This window comes from Streptomyces sp. bgisy130 (assembly GCF_057708345.1).
Genome location: NZ_JBYISA010000007.1, coordinates 159,850 through 183,630 on the forward strand (window position 1 = coordinate 159,850; position 23,781 = coordinate 183,630).

Sequence of the window (23,781 nt, forward strand, 5' to 3'; positions counted from 1 at the left end):
GGCTGGGAAAGGTTTGGACGGCACGATGCCCGGGCTTGTAACTTTCAGGCGACCGTGACACCGCCCGAGGCTACGGCAATTGCAATTCACCCCGAATCGGTGGCATGTGCGTATGGTTCAAGTCCCCCCTCGGACACGTGAAGCATCGAAGCCCGCACCGGCCTCCAGGCCGGGGCGGGCTTCGGTCGTTTCTGTTCGGGCGTACGCGGAAGGGCCCGCGCACGCCAGGTCCGTGGCCGGTCGCGGCCCGTACGGACTTGAAGCACCGGCCGGGCCGGTGTTCTCTTGCCGGGTGAGACGCAGATCCCCGGTTCCCCCCGCCCCGCTCCCCCAGCGTGACGGGATCGATCCCGTACGGGTGCGGCTGCCCGCCGATCCGGGCGGGGTGTGGGGCACTGTCCGGGACCATCTCGTCGACCGGTTCCAGGGGGCGATCGGGGCCGGGCGGGTGGACGCCATGCTGGGTGCGGGGCGGTTCGTCGGGGTGGACGGGGTGCTGAGCGGGGGCGAGGCGTATGCGGCCGGGCGGTATGTGTGGTTCCACCGGGACTTCGCGCCGGAGGTGCCGGTGCCGTTCGAGGTGGGCATCGTCCACCGGGACGAGCGGATCGTGATCGCCGACAAACCGCACTTTCTGGCCACCACACCGCGCGGGCGGCACATCACCGAGACGGCGCTGGCGCGGCTGCGGCGGGATCTCGGGCTGCCCGCGCTCCAGCCCGCGCACCGGCTGGACCGGCTGACGGCGGGGCTGGCGCTGTTCGTCGTACGGCCCGGGGACCGGGGCGCGTACCAGAACCTGTTCGGCGAGCGGCGGGTGCGCAAGGAGTACGAGGCGGTGGCGCCGTACGACGGGGCGGTGGCGCTGCCGGTGACCGTGCGCAGCCGGATCGTGAAGGAGCGCGGGGTGATGGCCGCGCGCGAGGAGGCCGGGGAGCCGAACGCGGAGAGCCGGATCGAGCTGGTGGAGCGGCGGGGCGGGCTCGGGCGGTACCGGCTGTTGCCCGCGACCGGCCGTACCCATCAGCTGCGGGTCCATATGAACGGCCTCGGGCTGCCGATCCGCCATGACCCGGTCTATCCGGTCGTCACGGACCCGGCCCCGGACGACTTCGGCGCGCCGCTCCAACTGCTCGCGAAGGTCCTGGAGTTCACCGATCCGGTGGACGGCCGCGTACGGCGGTTCGAGAGCCGGCTGCGGCTGGCGGAGTGGGCGGACCGCCCGATCGCCCGATCCTGAGATCCAGGTGCGGGGTGCCGCTTATGCTGACCGCTCTGACGGGGTTCACGGACGGCGGCGGGGGCGGCGGTGCGGGTACGGATCGAGGGCGGGCGGGGCCCGGAGGCCGGGGGTCGCACGGCACCGGTGGGCCGGGCCGGGCGGCGGGAGTAGCGCGGTGGCGGCGCTGTCCGATCCGTCCCGCTCGTGCGCCGTCCTGATCGGCACCCATGCATATACGGAGCTGGACGACATTCCGGCGGTGGCGCGCAACGTCAGCCGGCTGCGGGAGCTGTGCCGTGATCCGGCGGTCTGGGGGCTGGCGGACGCGCGGTGCCGGGTGCTGCGGCAGGCGTCGCGGGAGGCGATCCTGAAGGCGGTGGAGGACGCCACCGCCGAGGCGACCGACACCGTGGTGGTGTATTACGCCGGGCACGGTCTGGTGGATCCGCATTCGGGAGAGCTCCATCTCGCGCTGCCTTGGTCGCAGTCGGGCCCGTCGTACACGGCGCTGCGCTACGAGGAGCTGCGGTCGGTCCTGCTGCGCCCGTCGGACGGGCGGCCCACCGCACGGCGGAAAGTGGTGATTCTGGACTGCTGCTGGAGCGGGCTGGCGCTGGACGGCCTGATGCAGGCCCCGGATGTCGCGCCCGCGGTAGCCGTCGAGGGGGCGTGTGTGCTCACCGCCACCGCCGCGACACGGCAGGCGCTGGCTCCGCCGGGAGAGACGTACACCGCGTTCACCGGGGAGCTGATCCGGCTCGTGGCGGACGGGGTGCCGGGGCGGCCCGCCCTGCTGAGCATGGCGGCGCTGTTCTCTGAGCTGACGGCGGCGCTCACCGCGAAGTCCCGGCCGCTGCCCCAGCAGAGCACCCGGCAGACCGCCGGGGAGATCTGCCTGTTCCGCAACCGCGCAGGGGAGGCGGTCGCGCGGCCCGCGGCGGAGGAGGCGCCGCCGCGGGTTCCGGCGGATGGGACGGCCGGGGCGACGGCCCCGTCCGGTGGGGTGGCGTCCCCGGCGCGGCGGGTGCGGGTGCCGGCCGGCGGGGCGGAGTCCGGCCGGCCGCAGCTGGTCCCGGTGGCGCTCACGCAGACGCGGTCGATGTGGCTGGGCCGGTACCCGGTGACCCATGCGCAGTTCGGGGCCTTCCTCCGCGATCCGGCGAACGCGCGCTGGCACCCGGCGGCCGCGCGGGCGGCGGGCACGGACGTGGACGACAACTACCTGGCGGGCTGGAACGGTGCGGACTTTCCGGCGGGGCGCGCGGACCATCCGGTGGTCGCGGTGAGCGCTCCGGCGGCCCGCGCCTATCTGGCCTGGGCGGGCCGCCGACTGGGCTTAGCGCTGCGGCTGCCGACCGTGGCGGAGTGGGAGCTGGCGGCGCGGGCCGGGCGGAGCGGCGAGTGGTGGCGTGCGGAGATCGCGGCGGGCCGGGTGAACTTCCTGGGCAGTCATGCCGCGTTGACCCCGGTCGGGGAATTCCCGGCGAACCCGTACAACATCGGCGATCTGCTCGGTAACGTCTGGGACATCTGCGTGGACGACACAGGGGCGCCGGTGTTGCGCGGCGGGGCCTATGACACCCCCGCGGCTCGGCTGCGGGAGCAACTGTCGCCACGGTCACCGGTCGAGTGCCGCGGGAACGTCGGATTCCGGTGTGCCGGCGACATGTGACGACGAGAGGAGATCCATGCGGGGGGACGCCGTCGACGAGGTGCTGAGCCGGCTGCCGCACACCTGGACAGCGGACGAGGCCGAGCGGATCGCGCAGCGCTTCCGGGACAGCCGGCCGGCCGTGCCGAAGCGCCTGGTGAGCAGGTTGTGGCAGTACTGGCTCCAGCAGTGCCCGGACGAGCCGCTGTTCGGTGACACCGAGGACGATCTCGCGCTGGTGCTGCACGCCGGGGCGCTGGGGCTGCGGGTGCCCGCCGGTGATCCGGTGACCGACGACGGGCCGGTCGCCCGGTGGGCCCGGCGGGCCCGGGAGGCCGCGGAGTGCGGGCCGCTGTGTCCCGCGCCGCTCGCCTGGGGGCCGCGGGCCGCGCTCGCGCCGCAGGTGCGGGCCGCGCTCCCGTCGTCGCTGGTGCGGGCGTGGGTGGCGGGGGACGAACAGGGCCCGGTGGAGGTGCTGGTGGCCGGCGCGGGCCTGCCCGAGATCCGCCAGCAGGTGGTGCAGGCGGCGCTGACCACCTGTCTGCGGGTCAACGGGCTGGGCGACGCGGAGAGCGGCGACTTCGTCGGCGACCACATCGGCGTCGGGCTGATCCGGGTCACCGCCGGGCTGTCCGGCAGCCAGGCCACGCCGGACATCCCGTCGGCGTTCCGCGCCCGGTCGGTGACGGTGGCGGATGCCGCGTCGTCGACGGCCCGGGGCGCGCTGCGCGACTTCGTCGGCCTGCTCCGGTCGCTGGCCCATGAGACCGGCCTGGTGGAGGTCGCGGACCTGGCGTACGCGGATCTGGTGACGTACACCCAGGGGATGCGGGCGCTCGCCGACCGGGCGGCGGGTGAGACGGACCGGGCCTTCCTGCGCGCGCCCCGCGCCGCCGGGGACGACGATCTGGTGTCCCTTCAGCCGTATCTCCGTACGGTCAAGGGGCAGGGGGCGTCCGTGGGGCTGGAGTTCAGCCCGGATCTGTTCACCACGGACGCCTATGTGAGCGTCGAGCAGGCCCATCAGCGGGTGCTGTCGCAGCGGCTGACGATGGACGCCCGGCTGCGGCTGGACCAGCTGGAGACCGAGATCGAGCAGCTGACGGCCGACCAGCGGGCCTACGAGCAGGCGAGCGAGGAGGAGCGGCGAACGCTGTGGCCGGCGACGGTGCTGCTGGTGGTGCGGTTCGACGAGGCGACCGGGCGGACCATCCGGCTCACCGAGCCCGAGGAGGTGCCCACCGAGAAGTACTACGAGGTCAATGTGCCGCATCTGATCAAGATCCGGAGGGCCTGGGCCAAGCGGATGCGGGAGCTGGTCGAGCAGTTGGAGACGGCGGTGCACCGGCCGCACGCCCCGGCGCGGCAGGTGGCCGCGGGGCGGTTCCTCGATGCCGCGTTACGGGGCGTCGTCCCGGACGAGAGTCCCGCCACCGAACGGGCCTTTCGCGCCTGGTGCACGCAGGCCGCGCCGATGCTGTGGTTCGAGTGGCGGTGCGCGCTGCGCCGGCACGGCATCGCACCGGAGGATGTGTTCACCCCGCACACCGTGCTGATCAGCCGCTATCTGCCGCCGACCGCGGAGGACCCGGCGGTGCTGTTCAGCCACCCGTACACGCTGGTGGACACCGCCCGGTCCGCGGTCCTCGCCGATGCCGGGCGCGGCGTGCTGGTGGTGCGGGACGCCACGGACCACGCCGAGCCGGCCCCGGCCGACGCAACCGGCCCGTCCGCGCAGGCGCTCTGGGACGACCTCGCCGCACTGGCCGAACAGCCGCAGGCCGAGGAGGAGTTCAGCCGCCGGTTCCTCGCGGCGCTGCGGGCGCGGCCGGACGGTATCGCCCGGCGGATGATCGAGGCGCTCCAGCCGGCCGGGCCGGACGCCGCCGAGGAGGACCGGATCGAGGTGGCGCTGCGGACCGCGGAACGGCACACCTCGCTCGGTGAGGGGATGGACCGGGCGCTGATGGCGATGCGCAACGAGGCGTTCCTCACCGCGCGGGAGTGCCTGGACGACATCCGCACGGAGACACGGTGGCAGGCCCGCGTCTGGCTGCTGCGGGCGATCGTGGAGTGCCGGGCCGCCCGGCTGGAGTCCCGGGAGATCCCGGGTCTGCTCGGGCATCAGATGCCCGGACTTCCCGATGTCGCGCTGCGGGCCCTGGACGAGGCGGGCAGCGCGGACGAGGAGTTCACCGGGGACTGGCTGGAGAGCCTGCCGGAGGCCGGGCTGGACAAGGGCATCCGGCGGCTGTTCCAGGGGCTGCCGCGGGCGCGGGCGAGCTGCCAGGGCGATCCGCTGAACAAGGTGAGTCCGGAGCGGGAGTACGCGGTGTGGCTCTTCCGGAACGCGGTGGAGTACGCCCGGCTGGCCCGGCAGCTGGACGAGGCCGGTGAGGAGCTCGCCGAGCATCAGGAGGCCGTCGACGCGGCGCTGGCGAAGCTCGGCCGGGCACTGGAGGAGATTCTGCTGGGGCCGTATGCCGGGGGGTCGCGGGGTGCGGCCGAGGAGCTCTTCGAGGTGCTCACCGGGCAGGAACCCCCGCGCTACGGCCGGGTGGCGGGGAGGTAGGACATGGACAACGAGCTGTATGTCGTATGGATGGTGCGGAGCTCGGACCGTGCCAGGGCGGCGGCCGAGGAGGCACTGGGCAACTTCGCCGCGCATGATCTGCTGCACCGGATCGGCCGGTTCAGCGAGGCCGAGGGCAAGCTGGCGGAGCTGGCGGCCCGGGTCCGGGCCGCCTTCACCCCGCCCGAGCTGCCCGCCGTGTTCACCGGGCGGCATCTGCATCTGCTGGTCGGCCCGACCGCGCAGCCGCTGCTCGCGGAGCTCCTGGGGTGCCCGGAGTCCGAGGTGTTCGCGACCCTCTTCGACGGGCATCAACTGGACCGGGCGCTGCGGGAGACCGGGCACCACCAGGACGGGATCGATGACGCCGAGTTGCTGCTGCTGGCGCTGCTGGCCCGGCTGCCGAGGCTCGCCGCCCGGCACGGTCTGGAGTCCCGTGACTGGGGTGGCTTCGTCGAGGGCCGGGGCTGGCTGACCCCGTACGCACAGGACCGGCTCACCGAGCTGGCCCGGCGGCGCGGGTGGCCCGCCGAGGCCGCCCCGACCCAGGTGCTGGCGGGGGTGCTCGAAGGCGTCGGCGGGCAGCAGAACGATGACGAGGCGGCGCGGTTCGACGCGCTGGCGCTGATCGAGCTGCGCCGCCGGATCGGTCTGCTCACCGAGCAGATGCGCGACGACGCACTGGAGCACGCCGAGACGGCCCGGCTGCTGGCGCCCGATCTGAGCAGCGTCGGCCGGCTGCCCGCCTGGCTGGAGCTGTACGAGCGCAATGCCGTGGCCGTGGGGCTGCGGCGGCTGTTCACCGGCACCGTGACGGTCGGCGAACAGCTCCACGGGCTGTACAGCCAGCCGCCCCCGGAGACCGGCCGGCCGGAGCCCGACGCGCCTCTTCAGGTGATCAATGAGGTCCGTTACGGCTTCCTGAAGCGGCGGCTGTCGTTCGACATCGCCTGTGAGGTGGAGGCCGACGGGAAAACGCACACCGCGGTCGTGCTGCGCTGCCGCGGGGTGCTGCCGGAGCAGTACCCGGCCATCCGTGACACCGTCCATCAGCTGCACGGCGCCGAGCTCGCCGGGCAGGGCGAGAGCCTGGGCGAGCGGCTGCTCAACACCGCGGTGCCGCAACGCCTGGGGCTGCCGGGCCGGTTGCGGTCCGCGCTGCGTGACCACAGCGCCGAGGCGGTGCAGTGTGTGGTGCTGACCGGTATCCGCCGCCCGATCGCCGTGCCCGCGCCCTGGCGCGATCATCTGGGTACGGCGCTGCCGTATGCCGCCCCGCCCGGCGCAGACACCGTGTTTCCCGCGGTACCGGAGGTGACGCGGGCGCTGCGGGGGAGCGTGCCGGGCTCCCGGCAGGTCGTCGAGGTGGACTGAGGCATTCCCCGTTTTCGCCAACTAAGCTGTGACAACAAGGAGTTGTTCACTTCTCTCGATCCTCCGGGAGGGCCGGTGCCCACGACGAGCAACCCTGCGATCCGTAATCTGCTGACGCTGGACGGTGCGGTGTCACCGGCCGGTCCGGCCAGGTCGGGCGAGGCGTCCCCGGCGCTCGCCGCGGACCGTCCGATCACGCTCGACGACATCGTCGTCAAGACCCTGGCGGTGTTCGCCGTCCTGGTGGCGAGCGCCTTCCTCACCGTCTTCCTGGAACTCGGGTACCTCGCCCTGCCCGCCCTGTTCGCCGGGCTGGGCCTGGGGATCTTCCTCGGTCTCCGGCCCCGGCCCAGTGCGGCACTGGCCCTGCTGTTCGCGGCGGTCGAGGGGATCGTGCTCGGCGAGGCGACGCAGTTCTTCGACGCGCTGCATCCGGGGGTCGGGACCCAGGCCGTCCTCGGCAGCGGCTGTGTCTTCGCCGGCATGCTGGCGGCGTATCGCACCCGGAAGGTGCGGATCGGCGCGAAGGCGACGCGCTGGGCGGTCGGGGCGGCGCTCGGACTGCTGGGGCTGCTGCTGGCGGAGCTGGTCGCGTGGTGGGGGTTCGGCGCAGACCTGGGGCTGCGGGACGGCGGCGTCCTGGCCCTCGGGGTGAGTGTGCTCGCGGTCGCCGCCGCGTCCTTCTTCCTCCTGCTGGACTTCGAGGCCGCCAACCGCCTGCTGCGGGCCGGTGCCTCCCACCGGTGGGCCTGGTATGTCGCGTTCGGGCTGACGATGACCCTGGTCTGGCTCTACTTGGAGCTGCTGCGGCTGCTGTCGTACCTCCGGTGGTGGTGAGACAGCAGCCTGCTCTCCCCCTTCGCACGGAATATCCGGTGCGGGCGGCCGCCGGGCCTGCGTAGGGTGCGCAGGCCGGTGAAGCGGGAGAAGGGCTGACGGACGCATGCTGATCTTCGATGCGGATGACACGTTGTGGGAGAACAACGTGATCTTCGAGCGGGTCATCGACGAGTTCCTGGAGTGGATGACCCATCCCGAGCTCGACCGGGACGGGGTGCGGGCCGTGCTCGACGGGATCGAGGCGGCGAACGCGCCGACGCTCGGATACGGCAGCAAGGTCTTTCTGCACAGCCTCGGGGAGTGTGTGGCGCGGCTGCGCGGACGGGCCGCGACGGCCGAGGAGTCGGCGCGGATCGCCGGGTGGGCGGCGGCCTTCGCCGGGGACCGGGTGGAGCTGATCGCCGGGGTGGCCGAGACCCTGGCCGAGCTGGCCCGGCGGCACGAGTTGCTGCTGCTGACCAAGGGCGACACCGAGGAGCAGCAGCGGAAGGTGACGGCCTCCGGGCTGACCCGGCACTTCCGGGACGTGCACATCGTGGCGGAGAAGAACGTCGCCACCTACGAGGAGCTGGTGTGCGCCTACGACCTGGTGCCCGGCTCGACATGGATGATCGGGAACTCCCCGAAGTCGGACATCCTGCCGGCCCGTTCGGCGGGCCTGAACGCGGTGTTCATCCCCCATGACCACACCTGGGTCCTGGAGCACGGTGAGCTCGACCCGGCCGACGAGAAGGTGCTGCGGCTGCCGGCGTTCGGCGAGCTGCTGCGCCACTTCTGACCACTTCTGAACGGACCGAGGGCAGTGGAAGGGGAGGAAGGGGAGATGACAGCGGTGGGACCCAAGGTGTCCTGTGTCTTCGTGTGCCATGACGGCGCCGGGCGGGTGCTGCTGGCGCGGCGGAGCGCCGGGGCCCGGGACGAGCCGGGGACCTGGGACTGCGGCGCGGGGGCGCTGGAGTTCGGGGAGTCCTTCGAGACGGCCGTGGCCCGGGAGGTGCTTGAGGAGTACGGGGTACGACCGCTCGGCATCGAGCAGATCGGGGTGCGCAATGTGCTGCGCGGCGATCCGGTCGACTCGCACTGGGTCGCGGTGGTCTTCGCCGTACGGGTGGCCCCGGACGGGGTGACGATCGGCGAACCGCACAAGTTCGACGCGCTCGGCTGGTTCGCCCCGGACGCGCTGCCGGAGCCGCTGCATTCCCAATGCGGGGAGACGCTGGGGCTGTTCGCGGCAGGCGCCCGGGGGCTCGGGGGACGATGAGGCCCAGGCGTCCGACGAGGCGACGGCGCGGCCCTGCCCGGGGGCGTGCGAGGGCCGGAGCCTTGTCAGCGGACGACGTCGAAGACGTTCTTCTGGAGGCCGTTGCCGTAGACGTCGTGCTCGACGAGCTTCAGCTTCTGGGTGTCCTTGTCCGTGGTGCTGAAGAGCCGCTTGCCCGCGCCGAGCAGGAGCGGGAAGACGAGCAGGTGGTAGCGGTCGATCAGGCCGGCGTCCGAAAGCGCCTGGTTCAGGGAGGCGCTGCCGTGGAGGATGATCGGGCCGCCCTGGGTCTCCTTCAGCGCGGCAACGTCATCGAGGGAGCGCAGAATCGTCGTCTCGCCCCAGTTCGATACCAGTGCGTCCTCGGTCAGGGTGGTGGAGACGACGTACTTCGGCATCACCTTGTAATCGGCGAAGTCCGCCATGTCCGGCCACACCGGGCTGAACGCCTCGTAGCTGGTCCGGCCCATCAGCATCGCGGTGGCTTCCTTCTGCTCCCGGCCCTTGAGGTCGAATGCCTCGGGAAGGAAGTCGATGTCCTTGAAGGTCCACCCCGCGTTCCGGTAACCGGGCTCGCCGCCCGGGGCCTCCACGACGCCGTCGAGCGAGACGAAAGCAGTGCTGATCAGGGTGCGCATCTGAGGTCCTCGGTGTCTCGTGTCCGGATATCAGCGGTTCGGCCGGTGCATGTTTCGCCCACAGTCGCGGCTGTCGCGCACCAGTCATGATCTCTGACTGTGGATCACGGAGGAAGTCATCGGTCGTCGCCCGGCCAATGTGCTCAACGGGCGGCACGGCCATACTCATGGAGCCGACCTCGGTGATCCAGGCGAGACGGCCTGGCCGGCGACGACCCGGACCGTCCGCAGGGCCGCTTCGAGGAGTTGTTCGTCGGCGTTCATATCGGCGTCCTCGGAACCGGCGTGGAGCGGGAGCCGGGTGCGTCGGCCGATGAGGGCCCGCAGGTGCGGCAGGGCCGGGCGGGCGTGCTCTCCCATGGCCGCCAGGGTGGCCATGGCGGCGGGGCCGAAGAGATCGTCGTCGAGATACTGCGGGAGGACGGCGAGCAGGTCAGCGGCGGCCGCCGGGCCCTCGTGGCGCCACAGGCGAATTTCGGGGAGCGGGTCGGTGCGCAGCGGTCCGGGCGGGCACGAGGTGTGGCGCGCGTACAGCAGCAGTGCGTCGGCCAGGGCGATCCGGGTGGCGGGGTCGGGGTGGCTGTCGAGCGCGGTGCGGGCCCGGTCGGTGCCGCCGGCGCGGACGAGGAGGCGGGCGGCGGTCCGGCGGGCGTCCGGTCGGGGTCGTGGAGCCGGGCCGCGGCCGCCTCGATCGGGCCCGGCCAGGGCTGGGGACCGCTGAAGGACAGCTCGGTGAGCAGGGTGAGCGCGGTGCGGCGTACGGCGGGGCGCCGGTGGCGGGTGAGTGCGGTCAGCTCCTGGGTGACCGGCCCGTCCGGGTCGGCGCGTACCGCGTCGAAGACGGTGGTACGGACGGTGGAGCCTGGGGTGAGGGCGGATCCGTCGAGGACCGCCGCGGTCACGTCGGCAGGGCGGTCGGGATCGGTGGCTGACGGGGCGGGGGGCCGGGTCCTGGCCCGGGGTCCGCGCGGTCATCGGGTGGGGCGGTGGCCGCCCTTCCTGTAGGTCATGGGGTGGATCGTGGCCCACGGGAAGGGGGGCGGCAACCGGTTTTCGGGGAGGCGGGCCGAGCAGTGGGCCCGCCCCGTCCCTCCTACAGCGGTGCGATGTCGGTCAGTTCACCGCCTTCCGTCGACAGCCAGCGGGTGATGCCGAGGTCCCGGAGGAACGTCAGGTCGTGGCTGACGACGAGGAGCGCGCCCTCGTAGGACTCCAGGGCGGTGACCAGCCGGCGGACCGAGGCGAGGTCGAGGTTGTTCGTCGGCTCGTCGAGCAGCAGCAGCTGCGGGGCGGGTTCGGCCAGCATCAGCGCGGCGAGCGAGGCACGGAAGCGTTCGCCGCCGGAGAGCGTGCCGGCGAGCTGGTCGGCACGCGCGCCCTTGAACAGGAAGCGGGCGAGCCGGGCCCGGATGCGGTTGTTGGTGGCGTCCGGGGCGAAGCGGGCGACGTTCTCGGCGACGGTCAGCGCGGGGTCGAGCACCTCCAGCCGCTGCGGCAGGAAGCGGTAGGGGACATGGGTCTCCGCCGTGCCGGACTCCGGCGGGATCACACCGGCGACGGTCCGCAGCAGGGTGGTCTTGCCGGAGCCGTTGTGGCCGGTCAGCGCGATCCGTTCGGGGCCGCGCACGTCCAGATCCGCGGATACGCCGTAACGGGCTTGCAGCGCGCGCAGGGTGAGCACGGTCCGGCCCGGCGGCACGGCGGTGTGCGGCAGATCGATGCGGATCTCGTCGTCGTCCCGGACCGCCTCGGTGGCCTCGTCGAGCCGGCCCCTGGCCTCCTTGAGGCGTTCGGTGTGCATGATGCGGTGTTTGCCCGCGGATACCTGGGCCTCCCTCTTGCGTTCGTTCATGACGATCTTCGGCTCGCGCTTCTGGGCGTTCATCTTGTTGCCGTATCGGACCCGGCGGGCCAACTTGATCTGGGCGTCCGCCAGTTCGCGCTTCTGGCGCTGGACATCGGCCTCGGCGACCCGCAGCATCCGCTCGGCCGCCTCCTGTTCGACGGCCAGGGCCCGTTCGTAGGCGCTGAAGTTGCCGCCGTACCAGTGGACCTCGCCGTCGCGGAGGTCGGCGATCCGGTCGACACGTTCGAGGAGTTCGCGGTCGTGGCTGACCACGACGAGCACGCCGGACCAGCCGGAGACCGCGGTGTACAGCCGCTCCCGGGCCGCCCGGTCGAGGTTGTTGGTCGGCTCGTCGAGCAGCAGGACATCCGGCCGGCGCAGCAGCAGGGCCGCCAGCCGGAGCAGGACGGACTCACCGCCGGAGACCTCGCCGATGGTGCGGTCGAGGTCGATACCGGGCAGTCCGAGCTGGTCGAGGGTGGCGCGGGCGCGCTCCTCGACGTCCCAGTTATCGCCGATGGCGGTGAAGTGCTCCTCGCTCGCGTCGCCGCCTTCGATGGCGTGCAGCGCGGCGCGCGCGGTGGCGATACCGAGCGCCTGGTCGACCCGCAGGGCGGTGTCGAGCGGGGCGTGCTGCGGGAGATAGCCGACCTCGCCGGCGACCTTGACGCTTCCCGCGGACGGGGTGAGTTCGCCCGCGATCAGCTTCAACAGGGTGGACTTTCCTGCCCCGTTGAGGCCGATCAGGCCCGTGCGGCCGGGGCCGACGACCAGCGGGAAGTCCTCCAGGACGGGGCTGCCGTCGGGCCAGGTGAAGCCGAGGCCGGTGCAGACGATGGAGGCGGCGGACGGGGAGGCGGAGGGCATAGACATACAGGTCTCCTGGGCGCGGGTGGGGTGCATGGGGACTGCGCTGGGAGACACCGCGTCGGAACGCCGGTGTGCGCCGGGGTACGCCGTGCGGGTACGCCGAGGTCGCGGACGGGCCGCGTGAGGCATGATCCGCCGCTCCGGATACCGGAAGCGCAGGGCGGATCACCGCTCACGGGCGCGGTGTCTCATGACCTCAGACGAGCAACGGCCTTCTCCGATCGGCGGCAACAAGAACAATGCTGACGGTACGGGGGACGCCGCCGAAATGCAAACGCTATTTTCGTTGCGTTTATTTTTTCTCCGGACGGCGTCCCCGGGCGCTACTCCCCCGCCCCGGCGCGCGGCCGCAGCCGCACCCGCGCCGGACCGGTCGCCTGGAGGGTGATCCCGGCCGAGACCGGCACCTCCTCGTCCACGGCGTCGAGTTCGTACGTGCGCAGCAGCACGGCCAGTGCCAGCACGGACTCCAGCATCGAGAAGTGCTGTCCGATACAGGCACGCGGCCCGCCGCCGAACGGGAACCAGGCATAGCGGTGCCGCGCCGCCTCCCGCTCCGGGTCGAAGCGCCGCGGGTCAAAGCGCTCCGGCTCCGCCCACAGCTCCGGGTTGCGGTGGGTCACCCAGGGCGCAACGACCACATCCGCACCGGCCGGTATGCGGAATCCGCCGATCTCGGTGGCCGCCACGGCCCGGCGGCTGATGACCGGCGCCGCCGGATACAGCCGCATGGACTCCTTCAGCGCCTGCGTCAGATACGGCAGGCGGTCCAGGTCGGCGGCCGTGGGGGTGCGGTCGCCCAGGACGCGGTCGAGCTCGTCGCGGACCCGCGTCTGTTCCTCCGGGTGCCGGGCCAGGAGGTGGAGGGTGAAGGCGAGGGAGGTCGCGGTGGTCTCGTGCCCGGCCAGCAGGAAGATCAGGACCTGTTCGCGGACCTCGGTCGCATCCAGCGAGCCGTCCTCGTCATTGCCGGCCGCGGCGAGCAGGGACAGCAGGTCCTCACCCGCGCCGTCCGCGTCCCCGGCGCTCTCGTGCGAGGACCGCCTTTCCGCCACGATGCGGTCGCACAGCGCGTTCAGCTCATCGGTGGCGGCCCGGGCCCGCTGGTTCCCGGGGGTGGGCCACTCGCGGGGGATCTTCACGGGGACGTAGGCGCGCCGGACGACATAGGCGTTGATGACCGGGGCGCAGCGGTGGATGGCGTCCACCGCCGCCTCCGCGTCCAGACCGAACAGGATCCGGGAGACGGTGCGCAGCGCCAGCCGGTTCATCTCGGGGACCAGGTCGACGGTGCCGCCGTCCGTGGTCCGCCAGCGGTCGGCGAGGCCGGCGGCCTCGGTGGTCACCGCCGAGGCGTAGCCGTCGACCCGGCGCTTGGTGAACAGCGGCTGCACCAGTCGGCGCTGTCGGAGGTAGTCGGCGTCCTGGCTGGTCAGCAGGCCGTTGCCGAATGCCTGCCGGACCTCCTCGTAAAGCGGGTGGTCCTTACGGAAGTTGGCGGCCTGGGAGGCGAGGATCTGCTGTACGCCCTCGGGCGCGAAGACCGCGTGGAAGACGCTGCGCAGGCCGGGCGGCCCGGCCTCCAGACGGACCACATCGCCGTGCTCCCGCTGGGCCCGTAAGAACGTGCTGAGCGAGTCGCGCCGGAGGTCGAGCATCGAGCCGAGCACGGGAAGTCCGGCCGGGCCGGGGATCGCACGCTCCGGGGCGGAACCGGGCTGAGGGGGAGGGGATTCGGTCAGGGGCATGCCCGATGTCTATCCCGGTGAGGCCGGTGTCTATCCCGGTGGGGCGGCCGGGTTTCTCTCGCGTCGGGCCGGGTTCCTCTCCCGCCGTCGGGCGCCGTCAACGGCCCACGTAGCATGAATCGGTGATCAACAAGCCTGCCGGACGGACCGCCACCGCAGCCCCGTGCCGGGTCACCGTATGCCGCGGCTGCTGCTGCGGCGACGCGGCCAAGATCCCGGGCGTCGACCACACCGGGCAGATACCCCGCCTGCGCGCGGCGCTCGGCGGCGCGGCGCCGGTGCGTGCCTCGGAGTGTCTGGACGTCTGCGACCAGGCGAATGTGGTCGTGGTCCAGCCGTCGGCCGCGGGCCGGGCGGCCGGCGGACGGCCCGTCTGGCTGGGGCTGGTCAACGACGACGAGGCGCTGGCCGACATCGCCGCCTGGATCCGCGCAGGCGGACCGGGGCTCGCCGAACCGCCGGGCGTGCTGGACCTGTACGCCTTCACGGTGTCGCGGCGGGTGCGTGAGGCGCTGGAGGACTGAGGGGCCAGGCGCACCGGCGGCAGAACCCGGCCCTCCCCTCCCGGTACCCCGCCCCGGTACTGATTACCGGAGCCTTACGGAACCCGTCCGCGGCGCGCGCGACGGGCGCCCACCGGGGTTCGCTGGGGACATGAAGATCTCATTGACCCGCCGCACGGTCATCCCGGCCCTTCTGGTCCTCGCTCTGGCCGCCGCGTTCGCGCTCTACCTCTTCCAGCCGTGGCGGGCGTTCACGACCACCACCGTGAACGAGTCACTGCCCTCGGCCGGGTCCGCCGCCTCGGCCCCCGCTGCCAAGACGGACGCGGGCGACAAGGAGCTGGCCCGCGGCCACTTCGTCTCCCACGAGCACGACACCAGCGGCACGGCCCGCACCCTGGGGCTCGCCGACGGCTCGCGGGTGCTGCGGCTGGAGGGCCTCAAGACCTCCGAGGGCCCGGACGTTCGCGTCTATCTGTCGACCCGCAGCGCCGCCGGGGCCGAGCAGGGGCTCGGGGACGGGGCCGTGGAGCTGGGCAAGCTCAAGGGCAACGAGGGCAATCAGAACTACGCCGTCGCCTCCGGTACCGACCTGTCCCGGTTCCACAGCGCCGTGGTGTGGTGCAAGCGGTTCTCCGTCTCCTTCGGTGCCGCGGACCTCGATGCGATGGCACGCTGATCCCGTGCACCGAACCACGCCCCACCCGCCGCCCCCGTCCGCCGCGCCCCGCCGCGTCCTGGTCGTCGAGGACGATCCGACCGTCGCCGAGGTCGTCACCGGGTATCTCTCCCGGGCCGGATACGCGACCGGCCACGCCGCCGACGGCTTCGCCGCCCTGGACCTCGCCGCGTCCTTCCGCCCGCATCTGATCGTGCTGGACCTGATGCTGCCGGGCCTGGACGGTCTGGAGGTGTGCCGCAGACTGCGCCGCCACGAGGCGGGGTCTTCGGTTCCGGTGGTGATGCTCACCGCGCGCGGCGAGGAGGCGGACCGGATCGCCGGACTGGAGATGGGCGCCGACGACTATGTCACCAAGCCCTTCAGCCCGCGTGAGCTGGTGCTGCGCATCGGGTCCGTACTGCGCAGGGCCGAGGCCCCGCCGCCGGCCGCCGCCCCGGCGCAGATTCTGCGGGCCGGCGACCTGAGCGCGGACCCGGGCGGCCGGCGCGCGATCCGGGCGGGCCGTGAACTGACCCTGACGGCCCGGGAGTTCGATCTCCTGCTGCACTTCATGCGGCACCCCGGGCGGGTCTTCTCCCGGGAGGAGCTGCTGCACCGGGTCTGGGGCTGGGAGTTCGGCGATCTGTCGACGGTGACCGTGCACGTACGGCGGCTGCGCGAGAAGATCGAGGCGGATCCGGCGGCACCACGGCTGGTGACCACGGTCTGGGGCGCCGGCTACCGCTTCGACCCCATGGAGGACGAGCCGCCGCCGGAGGACGGGCGGCTGCCGGAGGACGGGCCGCTGCCCGGAGGGGAACTGCGCTCATGACGGACTTCCTGGTCATCGTGGCGCTGGCGGCGCTCGGCGCGGCGCTGGCGGGGCTGCTCGCCGCGCCCGCGGTACGGGCGTTGCGGCGGCGCTCGGTCGCGCTGTCGCTGTTCGCGGTGGCGGCACTGGCGGTGGCCGCGATGGCGGCGGGGACGGTGGCGGTCGCCAAGGCGATGTTTCTGTCCGGGCACGACCTGGGCGTGGTGATGGCCGTGGTGGCCGTCTCCGGGGTGGTGTCGCTGGCGGCGGCGCTGCTCTTCGGGCGGCGGATCGCGGCGGGCAGCCGGGAGCTGGCGCGCTCGGCCCGTACGGTCGGCAGCGAGGGCGGCTTCGTGGCGCCCGCCGAACCGCCCACGGCCGAACTGGCCGCGCTGTCACGGGCGTTGGAGGAGACCAGTGGGCGGCTCGCCGAGGCGCGGGAGCGGGAACGGGCGCTGGATGCCTCCCGGCGCGAGCTGATCGCCGGGATCTCGCACGATCTGCGCACTCCGCTCGCCGGGCTGCGGGCGATGGCCGAAGCGCTGGAGGACGGGGTCGCCGAGGACACCGCGCGCTATCACGCACGGATGCGGATCGAGGTGGACCGACTGGCCGCGATGGTCGACGACCTCTTCGAACTGTCCCGTATCCAGGCCGGGGCGCTGGCCCTGACGCTGTCGCGGGTGTCGGTCTACGACCTGGTGGACGAGGCCCTCGCCGGAGCCGGGCCGCTGGCGCGGGCGAGCGGGGTGCGGCTGGTGGACGGCGGGGTGGTACCGCTGCCGGTGCGGGTGGACGCCCAGCAGATCACCCGGGTCCTGGGCAATCTGCTGGTCAACGCGATCCGCGCCACCCCCGCCGACGGCACCGTCGCGGTCAGCGCCCGGCACGAGGAGGGCCGGGTGGTGCTCGCGGTCGAGGACGCCTGTGGCGGCATCCCGCCGGAGGATCTGCCGCGGGTCTTCGACACCGGCTGGCGCGGCGGTGCGGCGCGCACCCCGCGGGCGGACGGCAAGGGCGGCGCCGGGCTGGGCCTGGCAATCGTCCGCGGCATCGTGGCGGCCCATGAGGGCCGGGCGACGGTACGGAACACCGGGGCGGGCTGCCGCTTCGAGGTCGAACTGCCGGCCGCGGAGGCACCGGCGGAGTCGCCCGCGGCCTGAGCGTACGGGCGCCCGGCGTCGCCTCAGCGGTGCGCGGGCGCCCCGTCCCGCTCCGCCGCCCCGGGGCCGGGTCCGCCGGGCTCCTGCTCCGCCGGGCGCACCGGCAGGTCGCGGACCGTCCGGACCGGCGAGCAGAGCAGGATCAGGGCGGCCAGCGGCACCCCGGCCGTCATGATCCACATCGCGGTGCGGACGCCCAGTGCGGAGCCGAGCGCACCGCCGAGCAGCGCACCCAGCGGCAGGGTGCCGTAGTTGAGGAACGCGCTGCTGGCGACCAGCCGGCCGAGCAGCGGCGGCGGGCAGTAGCCCTGCTGGAAGCCCGCCTTGAGGATGTTGCCGGCCACCACGCCCGCGCTGACGCCGAAGCTGCCCGCCACGTAGAGCAGCGCCCCGGCGCCCGGGAAGGTGAGCGGGATGAGCAACGCCGCGCTGGGGACGCCGAGTTCGAAGAGCAGCATGGCGCGGGCGGTGCCGAGCCGGCCGGCGGTACGGCGCACCACGAAGGCGCCCGCGATACCGCCCGTACTCGCCAGCGCCAGCAGCCCGCCGACCGCGCCGGGCGGCAGACCGACCTCGCGGACCAGGAAGACCGCCGTGAGGGACTGGTACCCCATCAGCGCGAGGTTGGAGGCGGCGGCGAAGAACGTGAGCGTACGGAACCAGCGGTCGCCGACGACCAGCCGCAGCCCCTCGGCGACCTCCCCGGTCAGCGACCGCGACGCGTCCTGCCGGCCCGCCGGGCGGGGTTCGCGGTGCCGGATGCCGAGCAGGCACAGCAGCGCGACGAGGAAGGTCGCGGCATGGGCGAACAGCCCGTTGACGGCGCCCGCCAGTTGGGCGATGAGGCCGCCCGTCCCCTGCCCGGCGATCTGGGCCGCGGAGGCGCTGCCGTGCAGCGTGGCGTTGCCCTCGGCCTGGTCGGCCGGGGCGAGCAGGGTGGGGAGGTAGGCGCTGTACGCGGTCTGGAACAGCACCGCCGAGCCGCCGGTCAGCAGGGCCACGGCGATCAGCAGTCCGAGCGTGAGCCCGCCGGCCCGGGCCAGGACCGGTACGGCGGCGAAGAGCGCCATCGAGCTCCCCGCGGCGGCCAGCATCAGCGGGCGGCGGCGCAGCCGGTCCACCCACACCCCGACGGGGAGGCCGATCAGCAGCCAGGGCAGCCAGCCGCAGGCGCTGATCAGTGCGACCTCGAAGGTGGTGGCGTGCAGGGTGGAGACGGCCACCAGCGGCATCGACACCGTGCTGACCGCCGCTCCGAATTTGCCCGCCGTCTCCCCGCACCACAGCAGCCGGAAGTCCCGGTGGCGGCGCAGCAGTCCGCTCATCGCTCGTCCCGCTCCTTCCGGGGGAAGGACTGGAGCTGGACGATCACGGGCCGGGCCTCCTCGGCACCCGGCGCCGCCCCGTCCCCGTCCCCGGCGGCCGCCGCGCGGTGCCGGACGACCACCGCCTCCAACTCGGCGTTCAGTGCGGCCAGTTGGTCCGGAGTCAGGCGCAGGTCCGGCCAGCGCGAGAGCGTCCCGGCGTCCCGCCACTCCGCGGCCCAGTCCTCGGCGAGGTAGGTGGTGACCTGGCCGAAGTCCCGGTGGACGGTTTCGTGCAGATAGACCGCCAGGGCGCCCCGGCTGTCGGGGTCGTCGCGGAAGTCGTTGGTGTCGAGGCGACGGGCCACCCGCACCGCCCGCCACCAGCGCTCCCGGCGGGTGCCCCGGCCGGTCTCCTCCTCGATGAAGCCGTGGTCGGCGAGGTGGCGCAGATGCCAGCTGACCGTGCCGGTGTTCTCGCCGAGGCGGCGGCCGAGCCCGGTGGCGGTGTCCGGGCCGTCGAGGGCCAGCAGATCCAGGATGCGCATCCGCAGGGGGTGGGCCAGACCGCGCAGACTGCGGGCGTCCATCCGGCGCACCGGAGGGGCGGTGGGCGGCGGCTCGGGCCGGTTCGGCTCAGGGGCATCGTTCATGAGACGCCAGCCTAGGGTTGCAGAGACTCCTCTGCACAGGGTTCTCTGCAAAGGGTCCTCTGCAACTTGCCGCTATCTACCGCGTGTTGTCCTCTTGCCTCCACAACGGATGCTCGCGCCGGGCCCATTGCGCATCGACCGACCCGGTGCGCAGCCCGCGGCGGGACTCGGGGTCGCCGAATGCCTTCCAGACGTGACCGGCGATCACCAGGACCACGGCGAGGGCGAGCCAGTCATGGACGAAGGTGGCGCCGGTCCGCCAGACCAGGGGCGCGAGGTGCGTGAACCACATGAGCAGGCCGGTGCCGAGCATCACGAGGACCGCGCCGGCGATCCAGGCGGCGTAGAGCTTCTGGCCGGCGTTGAACTTTCCGGCCGGCCGGCCACCCCGGCGGCGCAGCGCGGCACGCAACCACTGGCGGTCGTGCGGGCCGTAGCGGTTGAGCCGGGTGAGGTCGGCGCGCAGCGCACGGGAGCCGAGGCCCAGCAGCAGGGGGACGGGCAGCAGGATGCCGGACCACTCGTGGACGGTGACCATCAGGGCGCGGCGGCCGACGAGTTCGGCCAGGAAGGGGAGGTAAAGACAGCCGGCGGTGAGGAGGCAGACGGTCATCAGGGCGGCGGTGGCCCGGTGTACGTGGTGCTCGGCGCGGGTGAAGCGGGGGACGCGGGGGCGCGCGGGGGCCGGCGCGGTGGGGTGGTCAGGTCGTGGGGGCATCATCGCGTCCGTTCGACCGGCCGACCCAGGCGTCGACGTCATATCCACGGTCCTCCCAGTATCCGGGCTCGACCCGGTCGGTGACGGTGATCCCGGCGAGCCACTTCGCCGACTTGTAGAAGTACATGGGCGCGACATAGAGCCGCACCGGTCCGCCGTGCGCATGGGCGAGCGTTTTGTCCTGCATCCGCAGAGCCACCAGGACGTCGTCGCGGCGGGCCTGTTCGAGGGTGAGCGACTCGCTGTAGGCGCCGTCGAAGCAGGTGAAGCGGACGGCCCCGGCCTCAGGGCGGACGCCCGCGGCGTCGAGCAGGTCCGAGAGGCGGACCCCTTCGAAGGGGGTGCCGGGCACCCGCCAGCCGGTGACGCACTGGACATCGCGCACGAGCCGGGTCTGCGGCAGCCGGCGCAGGTCGGCGAGGCGGTAGCTCGCGCGATGGCGCACCAGGCCGTCGACCGTCAGCCGGTAGGTGTGGGCGTCCTTCTCCGGCACGGAGCCGGTCACCGAGTAGTAGCGGAAGCCGCCGCCGCCCGGGAGCAGGCCGGACAGGCCGGTGGGGTCCTTCTGCGCGGCGGCGCCGAGGGCGCTGTCGTAGGCGCGCTGGAGGAGGGGTGCGGTGGCCACTCCGGCGGCGCCGGCCGCGAGCATGCCGAGCACCACCCGGCGGCCCACGGGGGCGCCCTGCCCATCCCTGCCGCCGCCCGCCGCGCGGTCCGGTGTGTCGTCCCTGGTCATGCTTCGATTCGAACACCGGGCGGGCGCCGGGGCCAGCGTCCGGACACCGCCGTCAGACTTTCGTCATCGGCGCCCCCGGGGACACGGCGCGGTGGTGTCCCCGGCCCGGCGCAGTGCGGTGTCCCGGGCGGCCCGGAACGTGCCGTCGGCGTCCCGGCCCGCGTACGACCACGGGGCACGGGTGGGGTGCGGGCCGATGCGCTGGAAGAGCGCGGCGGCCTCGGCCATCCACCCCTCGTGGAAGGTCGCGTGGGCGAGGAAGTTGAGATCGACCTTGCCGCGGGGGTGGTCCTCGCCGCCCCATTCCAGCCACCAGTCGAAGGCGTCCCGCAGGATCTGGTGGGCGCGCCGGGTGGACCAGTGGCCCCGGTCCGGGCGGGACGCCGGGCCCGCGGTGGCCAGGACGCGATAGCGCTCGGTGTGGGCCACCAGGGGGAGGAGGGCGAGCGGCGAGTCGGCGGGGGCGCGGGCCGCGGCGCGGGCGGCGAAGGCATGGGCCGGGTGCCGGGGGTCCTCGCGGGCGCCGGGGTGCTCCTCGGCCAGGGCCGCCGTCATCAGGTGATGGGCGTGGTGGTGGTCGCGGTGCCGGGCGCGGATCTGCTGGAAGGCGTGCGCCCGGGCCTCCGGGGTGCCGGTGCGGCGGGCGAGGATCAGCGCGCCGAGCCAGGGCGTGGGGTCGTCGGGCAGCATCCGGGCGGCGGTGGCACAGGCGTCGGCGGCGGCCTCGGTGCTGCTCTCACCGTGCAGCGCGAGCCGGACGGTGGCGAGGGCCAGGAGGGTGGCGGCGTCACCGCTGTCCGGTTCGGCCAGCCGCCAGTCGCCGGCCCAGGCGGCGCCGCCGGGTGCGGTGGCCAGGACCGTTAATCGGTGGCCACGCAGATCCCAGTCCTGGCCGGTCTCGGCGAGCAGGCTGCGCACCCGGGCCCACTGGCCGAGCGCCAAGGCGTCGGCGGCGAGGGACAGTTGGGCGTCGTCCAGGGCCGGGGCGAGGGCCGGGCCGCCCGGGCAGCGGGCGGGTGCGAGCTGCGGCGGTGGGGAGGGGGAAATGGAAATCACGGGTCAGGGGCTCCATGACGCGCCGCACCGGCCCCGAACAACCCCCTGAGTCGTCCTCAGTGGGGAGGGACCGGATCCGTACGCGCCTCTACAGAGGGTGATGGCTTGGTCCGCACCAGTCATCACGCAAAGCAAAGCGCTACGCAGAGCTCCGCGTCAAGACGCGAAGGGGAATGGCTGGATCCGCCAACCCCCCTTCCGTATCACGGTATTGAGCGGACGGCCAACGGAACGCGGCCGCACCGCGCACCGCCTCCGGCCCCGCCGCCCGTCTCCGCGTCCCCCGTCCCCGTCCGCCGTCCCCGTCCCTCGTCCCCCGCCGCCCGTCCCCCGTCAGGACACCGCCCGCGCCGCCGCCCGCCCCGCCGTACGTCCGGAGAAGAGGCAGCCGCCGAGGAAGGTGCCCTCCAGCGAGCGGTAGCCGTGCACCCCGCCGCCGCCGAACCCGGCCGCCTCGCCCGCCGCGTACACGCCCGGCAGAGGCGCGCCGCCGTCGGCCAGCACCCGCGAGGAGAGGTCGGTCTCCAGGCCGCCGAGCGTCTTGCGGGTGAGGATGTTGAGCCGTACGGCGATCAGCGGGCCCGCCTTGGGGTCCAGCAGCCGGTGCGGGGCGGCGGTGCGGATCAGCCGGTCGCCGAGGTACTTCCGGGCCCCGCGCATCGCCGTCACCTGGAGGTCCTTGGTGAAGGGGTGGGCGATCTCGCGGTCGCGCGCGACGATCTCGCCGCGCAGCGCCTCCTCCGCGATCAGCGGCTCCCCGGTCAGCTCGTTCATCCGCCGCACCAGGTCCGTCAGCGAACGCTCGACGATGAAGTCCGCACCGTGGTCCATGAAGGCCCGCACCGGGCCCGGCGCACCGGCCCTGGCCCGGCCCAGCACCTGACGGATGCTCTTTCCGGTCAGATCCGGGTTCTGCTCGGAGCCGGAGAGGGTGAACTCCTTCTCGATGATCTTCTGGGTGAGCACGAACCAGGTGTAGTCATGGCCGGTCCGCATGATGTGCTCCAGCGTCCCGAGGGTGTCGAAGCCGGGGAACAGCGGTACCGGCAGCCGTTTGCCGCGGGCGTCCAGCCACAGCGGGGACGGGCCGGACAGGATCCGGATGCCGTGCAGCGGCCAGATGGGGTCCCAGTTGTCGATGCCCTCGGTGTAGTGCCACATCCGGTCCCGGTTGATGATCCGGCCGCCGGCCGCCTCGGCGATGCCCAGCATCTTGCCGTCCACATGCGCCGGGACCCCGGACAGCATCCGCCGCGGCGGCTTGCCGAGCCGCTTGGGCCAGTTGGCGCGCACCAGCTCGTGATTGCCGCCGATACCGCCCGAGGTGACGATCACGGCCTGGGCCCGCAGCTCGAAGGCACCGGCCACCTCGCGGCTGCTGGGCCGGCCGCGCGCCACGTCCGACGGCTCCAGGATCTCGCCGCTGACGGTGTCCACGCTCCCCGCGCTGCGCGACAGCCCGGTCACCCGGTGGCGGAAGCGCAGCTCCACCAGGCCACGGGCCACCCCGGCCCGTACCCGGCGCTCGAACGGGGCGACCAGACCGGGCCCGGTGCCCCAGGTGACGTGGAAGCGGGGGACGGAGTTGCCGTGCCCGGTCGCGTCATAGCCGCCGCGCTCGGCCCAGCCGACGACGGGGAACAGCCGTACGCCCTGCCGGTGCAGCCAGGAGCGTTTCTCACCGGCCGCGAAGTCGACATAGGACTCGGCCCATTTGCGCGGCCAATGATCCTCGGGCCGGTCGAATCCGGCCGTGCCCAGCCAGTCCTGCCAGGCCAGCGCGTGGCTGTCGCGGATCCGCAGCCGGCGCTGCTCGGGCGAGTCGACCAGGAAGAGGCCGCCGAAGGACCAGTGCGCCTGTCCGCCGAGGGACTGCCCGGGCTCCTGGTCGAGCAGGATCACCTTGCGTCCCGCGTCCACCAGTTCCGCGGTGGCCGCCAGGCCCGCGAGCCCCGCTCCGATCACGATCACATCAGCGTCGTACGCCATCTCTGCTCTCCTCAACGGGGCACGTGGGGCGCCCCGGCCGCAACGGTGGAACGATCCTCAGCGCACCCGACTGCCGCGTCAACCATGGGGTTACCGGGTGGTACACCGGAGCGCGCGGGAGAATGGGGGGTGACGAGGGCCACCCCACGCCCGACGCCGGATGAC

22 protein-coding genes are annotated in these 23,781 nt (G+C 73.4%); 12 read left to right on the forward strand and 10 right to left on the reverse strand.

Going from position 1 to position 23,781, the window contains the following annotated elements; all coding sequences use genetic code 11:
• Positions 1 to 292: 292 nt before the first annotated feature.
• The 7 genes from AC3EUV_RS12445 (at position 293) to AC3EUV_RS12475 (ending at position 8,920) form a co-directional block, all read left to right on the forward strand.
• On the forward strand, positions 293 to 1,240 hold the full coding sequence (locus tag AC3EUV_RS12445) for a pseudouridine synthase (protein ID WP_435602900.1): 948 nt from the start codon (positions 293 to 295) through the stop codon (positions 1,238 to 1,240).
• A 157-nt stretch (positions 1,241 to 1,397) separates the two neighbouring features.
• Positions 1,398 to 2,894, forward strand: a complete 1,497-nt coding sequence (locus AC3EUV_RS12450; protein ID WP_435602901.1) for a caspase, EACC1-associated type — start codon at positions 1,398 to 1,400, stop codon at positions 2,892 to 2,894.
• A gap of 16 nt (positions 2,895 to 2,910) precedes the next feature.
• A complete protein-coding gene (locus AC3EUV_RS12455) occupies positions 2,911 to 5,445 on the forward strand; it encodes a hypothetical protein (RefSeq protein WP_435602902.1) in 2,535 nt (844 codons plus the stop codon).
• A 3-nt stretch (positions 5,446 to 5,448) separates the two neighbouring features.
• Complete coding sequence (locus AC3EUV_RS12460) at positions 5,449 to 6,819, forward strand: hypothetical protein (protein ID WP_432144849.1); 1,371 nt, start codon at positions 5,449 to 5,451, stop codon at positions 6,817 to 6,819.
• A 75-nt stretch (positions 6,820 to 6,894) separates the two neighbouring features.
• Positions 6,895 to 7,656 (forward strand): Bax inhibitor-1/YccA family membrane protein, encoded by a 762-nt coding sequence (locus tag AC3EUV_RS12465; protein WP_432144850.1) that lies wholly within the window; start codon positions 6,895 to 6,897, stop codon positions 7,654 to 7,656.
• A gap of 106 nt (positions 7,657 to 7,762) precedes the next feature.
• The gene (locus AC3EUV_RS12470) at positions 7,763 to 8,437 is read left to right on the forward strand and encodes an HAD family hydrolase (RefSeq protein ID WP_435602903.1); all 675 of its coding nucleotides are present in this window, start codon (positions 7,763 to 7,765) and stop codon (positions 8,435 to 8,437) included.
• 45 nt (positions 8,438 to 8,482) lie between these two features.
• Positions 8,483 to 8,920, forward strand: coding sequence for an NUDIX hydrolase (locus AC3EUV_RS12475; protein WP_432144852.1), 438 nt, complete (start codon positions 8,483 to 8,485; stop codon positions 8,918 to 8,920).
• Between the two features lie 65 nt (positions 8,921 to 8,985).
• Here the strand turns inward: AC3EUV_RS12475 and AC3EUV_RS12480 are convergent, their stop codons facing one another.
• Both AC3EUV_RS12480 and AC3EUV_RS12485 read right to left on the reverse strand, forming a co-directional pair.
• Positions 8,986 to 9,558, reverse strand: coding sequence for a dihydrofolate reductase family protein (locus AC3EUV_RS12480; protein WP_432144853.1), 573 nt, complete (start codon positions 9,556 to 9,558; stop codon positions 8,986 to 8,988).
• 165 nt (positions 9,559 to 9,723) lie between these two features.
• Positions 9,724 to 9,918: a hypothetical protein gene (locus AC3EUV_RS12485; RefSeq protein ID WP_432144854.1), complete on the reverse strand. Its 195-nt coding sequence runs from the start codon at positions 9,916 to 9,918 to the stop codon at positions 9,724 to 9,726.
• Between AC3EUV_RS12485 and AC3EUV_RS12490 the strand changes: the two genes are divergently transcribed.
• The gene (locus AC3EUV_RS12490) at positions 9,907 to 10,563 is read left to right on the forward strand and encodes a hypothetical protein (RefSeq protein WP_432144855.1); all 657 of its coding nucleotides are present in this window, start codon (positions 9,907 to 9,909) and stop codon (positions 10,561 to 10,563) included. The genes AC3EUV_RS12485 and AC3EUV_RS12490 overlap by 12 nt on opposite strands.
• An 88-nt stretch (positions 10,564 to 10,651) precedes the next feature.
• On the opposite strand, the gene AC3EUV_RS12495 is transcribed toward AC3EUV_RS12490, so the two are convergent.
• Positions 10,652 to 12,277 (reverse strand): ABC-F family ATP-binding cassette domain-containing protein, encoded by a 1,626-nt coding sequence (locus tag AC3EUV_RS12495; RefSeq protein WP_435602904.1) that lies wholly within the window; start codon positions 12,275 to 12,277, stop codon positions 10,652 to 10,654.
• Between the two features lie 320 nt (positions 12,278 to 12,597).
• Positions 12,598 to 14,022, reverse strand: a complete 1,425-nt coding sequence (locus AC3EUV_RS12500) for a cytochrome P450 (RefSeq protein WP_435602905.1) — start codon at positions 14,020 to 14,022, stop codon at positions 12,598 to 12,600.
• Positions 14,023 to 14,144: 122 nt separating this feature from the next.
• On the opposite strand from AC3EUV_RS12500, the gene AC3EUV_RS12505 reads away from it, so the two are divergent.
• The 4 genes from AC3EUV_RS12505 (at position 14,145) to AC3EUV_RS12520 (ending at position 17,160) form a co-directional block, all read left to right on the forward strand.
• Positions 14,145 to 14,546: a (2Fe-2S) ferredoxin domain-containing protein gene (locus AC3EUV_RS12505; RefSeq protein WP_432144858.1), complete on the forward strand. Its 402-nt coding sequence runs from the start codon at positions 14,145 to 14,147 to the stop codon at positions 14,544 to 14,546.
• Positions 14,547 to 14,676: 130 nt separating this feature from the next.
• Positions 14,677 to 15,204: a DM13 domain-containing protein gene (locus AC3EUV_RS12510; protein WP_435602906.1), complete on the forward strand. Its 528-nt coding sequence runs from the start codon at positions 14,677 to 14,679 to the stop codon at positions 15,202 to 15,204.
• Positions 15,188 to 16,018, forward strand: a complete 831-nt coding sequence (locus AC3EUV_RS12515; protein WP_435602907.1) for a response regulator transcription factor — start codon at positions 15,188 to 15,190, stop codon at positions 16,016 to 16,018. The genes AC3EUV_RS12510 and AC3EUV_RS12515 overlap by 17 nt, the downstream gene beginning before the upstream one ends.
• A complete protein-coding gene (locus AC3EUV_RS12520; protein WP_435602908.1) occupies positions 16,015 to 17,160 on the forward strand; it encodes a sensor histidine kinase in 1,146 nt (381 codons plus the stop codon). Before AC3EUV_RS12515 ends, AC3EUV_RS12520 begins: the two co-directional genes overlap by 4 nt.
• 23 nt (positions 17,161 to 17,183) lie before the next feature.
• Here AC3EUV_RS12520 and AC3EUV_RS12525 read toward each other — a convergent pair whose 3' ends face one another.
• The 6 genes from AC3EUV_RS12525 to AC3EUV_RS12550 form a co-directional block, all read right to left on the reverse strand.
• On the reverse strand, positions 17,184 to 18,485 hold the full coding sequence (locus tag AC3EUV_RS12525; protein ID WP_435602909.1) for an MFS transporter: 1,302 nt from the start codon (positions 18,483 to 18,485) through the stop codon (positions 17,184 to 17,186).
• Positions 18,482 to 19,054 (reverse strand): helix-turn-helix domain-containing protein, encoded by a 573-nt coding sequence (locus AC3EUV_RS12530; RefSeq protein ID WP_435602954.1) that lies wholly within the window; start codon positions 19,052 to 19,054, stop codon positions 18,482 to 18,484. Before AC3EUV_RS12530 ends, AC3EUV_RS12525 begins: the two co-directional genes overlap by 4 nt.
• A 139-nt stretch (positions 19,055 to 19,193) precedes the next feature.
• On the reverse strand, positions 19,194 to 19,835 hold the full coding sequence (locus tag AC3EUV_RS12535; RefSeq protein ID WP_435602910.1) for a cytochrome b/b6 domain-containing protein: 642 nt from the start codon (positions 19,833 to 19,835) through the stop codon (positions 19,194 to 19,196).
• Positions 19,819 to 20,571, reverse strand: coding sequence for a molybdopterin-dependent oxidoreductase (locus tag AC3EUV_RS12540; protein WP_435602911.1), 753 nt, complete (start codon positions 20,569 to 20,571; stop codon positions 19,819 to 19,821). Before AC3EUV_RS12540 ends, AC3EUV_RS12535 begins: the two co-directional genes overlap by 17 nt.
• A 63-nt stretch (positions 20,572 to 20,634) precedes the next feature.
• Entirely contained in the window at positions 20,635 to 21,618 is a 984-nt protein-coding gene (locus tag AC3EUV_RS12545) for a hypothetical protein (RefSeq protein ID WP_435602955.1), read from the reverse strand.
• 342 nt (positions 21,619 to 21,960) lie between these two features.
• Positions 21,961 to 23,616 (reverse strand): FAD-binding dehydrogenase, encoded by a 1,656-nt coding sequence (locus tag AC3EUV_RS12550; protein WP_435602912.1) that lies wholly within the window; start codon positions 23,614 to 23,616, stop codon positions 21,961 to 21,963.
• Between the last annotated feature and the right edge of the window lie 165 nt (positions 23,617 to 23,781).

What these genes read in the sequence shown, in the direction of transcription:
- AC3EUV_RS12455 (WP_435602902.1), top strand. Translation starts at nt 2,911, where the DNA reads ATGCGGGGGGACGCCGTCGACGAGGTGCTGAGCCGGCTGCCGCACACC.
- AC3EUV_RS12460 (WP_432144849.1), top strand. Translation starts at nt 5,449, where the DNA reads ATGGACAACGAGCTGTATGTCGTATGGATGGTGCGGAGCTCGGACCGT.
- AC3EUV_RS12470 (WP_435602903.1), top strand. Translation starts at nt 7,763, where the DNA reads ATGCTGATCTTCGATGCGGATGACACGTTGTGGGAGAACAACGTGATC.
- AC3EUV_RS12475 (WP_432144852.1), top strand. Translation starts at nt 8,483, where the DNA reads ATGACAGCGGTGGGACCCAAGGTGTCCTGTGTCTTCGTGTGCCATGAC.
- AC3EUV_RS12480 (WP_432144853.1), bottom strand. Translation starts at nt 9,558, where the DNA reads ATGCGCACCCTGATCAGCACTGCTTTCGTCTCGCTCGACGGCGTCGTG.
- AC3EUV_RS12485 (WP_432144854.1), bottom strand. Translation starts at nt 9,918, where the DNA reads ATGGGAGAGCACGCCCGCCCGGCCCTGCCGCACCTGCGGGCCCTCATC.
- AC3EUV_RS12495 (WP_435602904.1), bottom strand. Translation starts at nt 12,277, where the DNA reads ATGTCTATGCCCTCCGCCTCCCCGTCCGCCGCCTCCATCGTCTGCACC.
- AC3EUV_RS12500 (WP_435602905.1), bottom strand. Translation starts at nt 14,022, where the DNA reads ATGCCCCTGACCGAATCCCCTCCCCCTCAGCCCGGTTCCGCCCCGGAG.
- AC3EUV_RS12510 (WP_435602906.1), top strand. Translation starts at nt 14,677, where the DNA reads ATGAAGATCTCATTGACCCGCCGCACGGTCATCCCGGCCCTTCTGGTC.
- AC3EUV_RS12515 (WP_435602907.1), top strand. Translation starts at nt 15,188, where the DNA reads ATGCGATGGCACGCTGATCCCGTGCACCGAACCACGCCCCACCCGCCG.
- AC3EUV_RS12520 (WP_435602908.1), top strand. Translation starts at nt 16,015, where the DNA reads ATGACGGACTTCCTGGTCATCGTGGCGCTGGCGGCGCTCGGCGCGGCG.
- AC3EUV_RS12525 (WP_435602909.1), bottom strand. Translation starts at nt 18,485, where the DNA reads ATGAGCGGACTGCTGCGCCGCCACCGGGACTTCCGGCTGCTGTGGTGC.
- AC3EUV_RS12530 (WP_435602954.1), bottom strand. Translation starts at nt 19,054, where the DNA reads ATGGACGCCCGCAGTCTGCGCGGTCTGGCCCACCCCCTGCGGATGCGC.
- AC3EUV_RS12535 (WP_435602910.1), bottom strand. Translation starts at nt 19,835, where the DNA reads ATGCCCCCACGACCTGACCACCCCACCGCGCCGGCCCCCGCGCGCCCC.
- AC3EUV_RS12540 (WP_435602911.1), bottom strand. Translation starts at nt 20,571, where the DNA reads ATGACCAGGGACGACACACCGGACCGCGCGGCGGGCGGCGGCAGGGAT.
- AC3EUV_RS12550 (WP_435602912.1), bottom strand. Translation starts at nt 23,616, where the DNA reads ATGGCGTACGACGCTGATGTGATCGTGATCGGAGCGGGGCTCGCGGGC.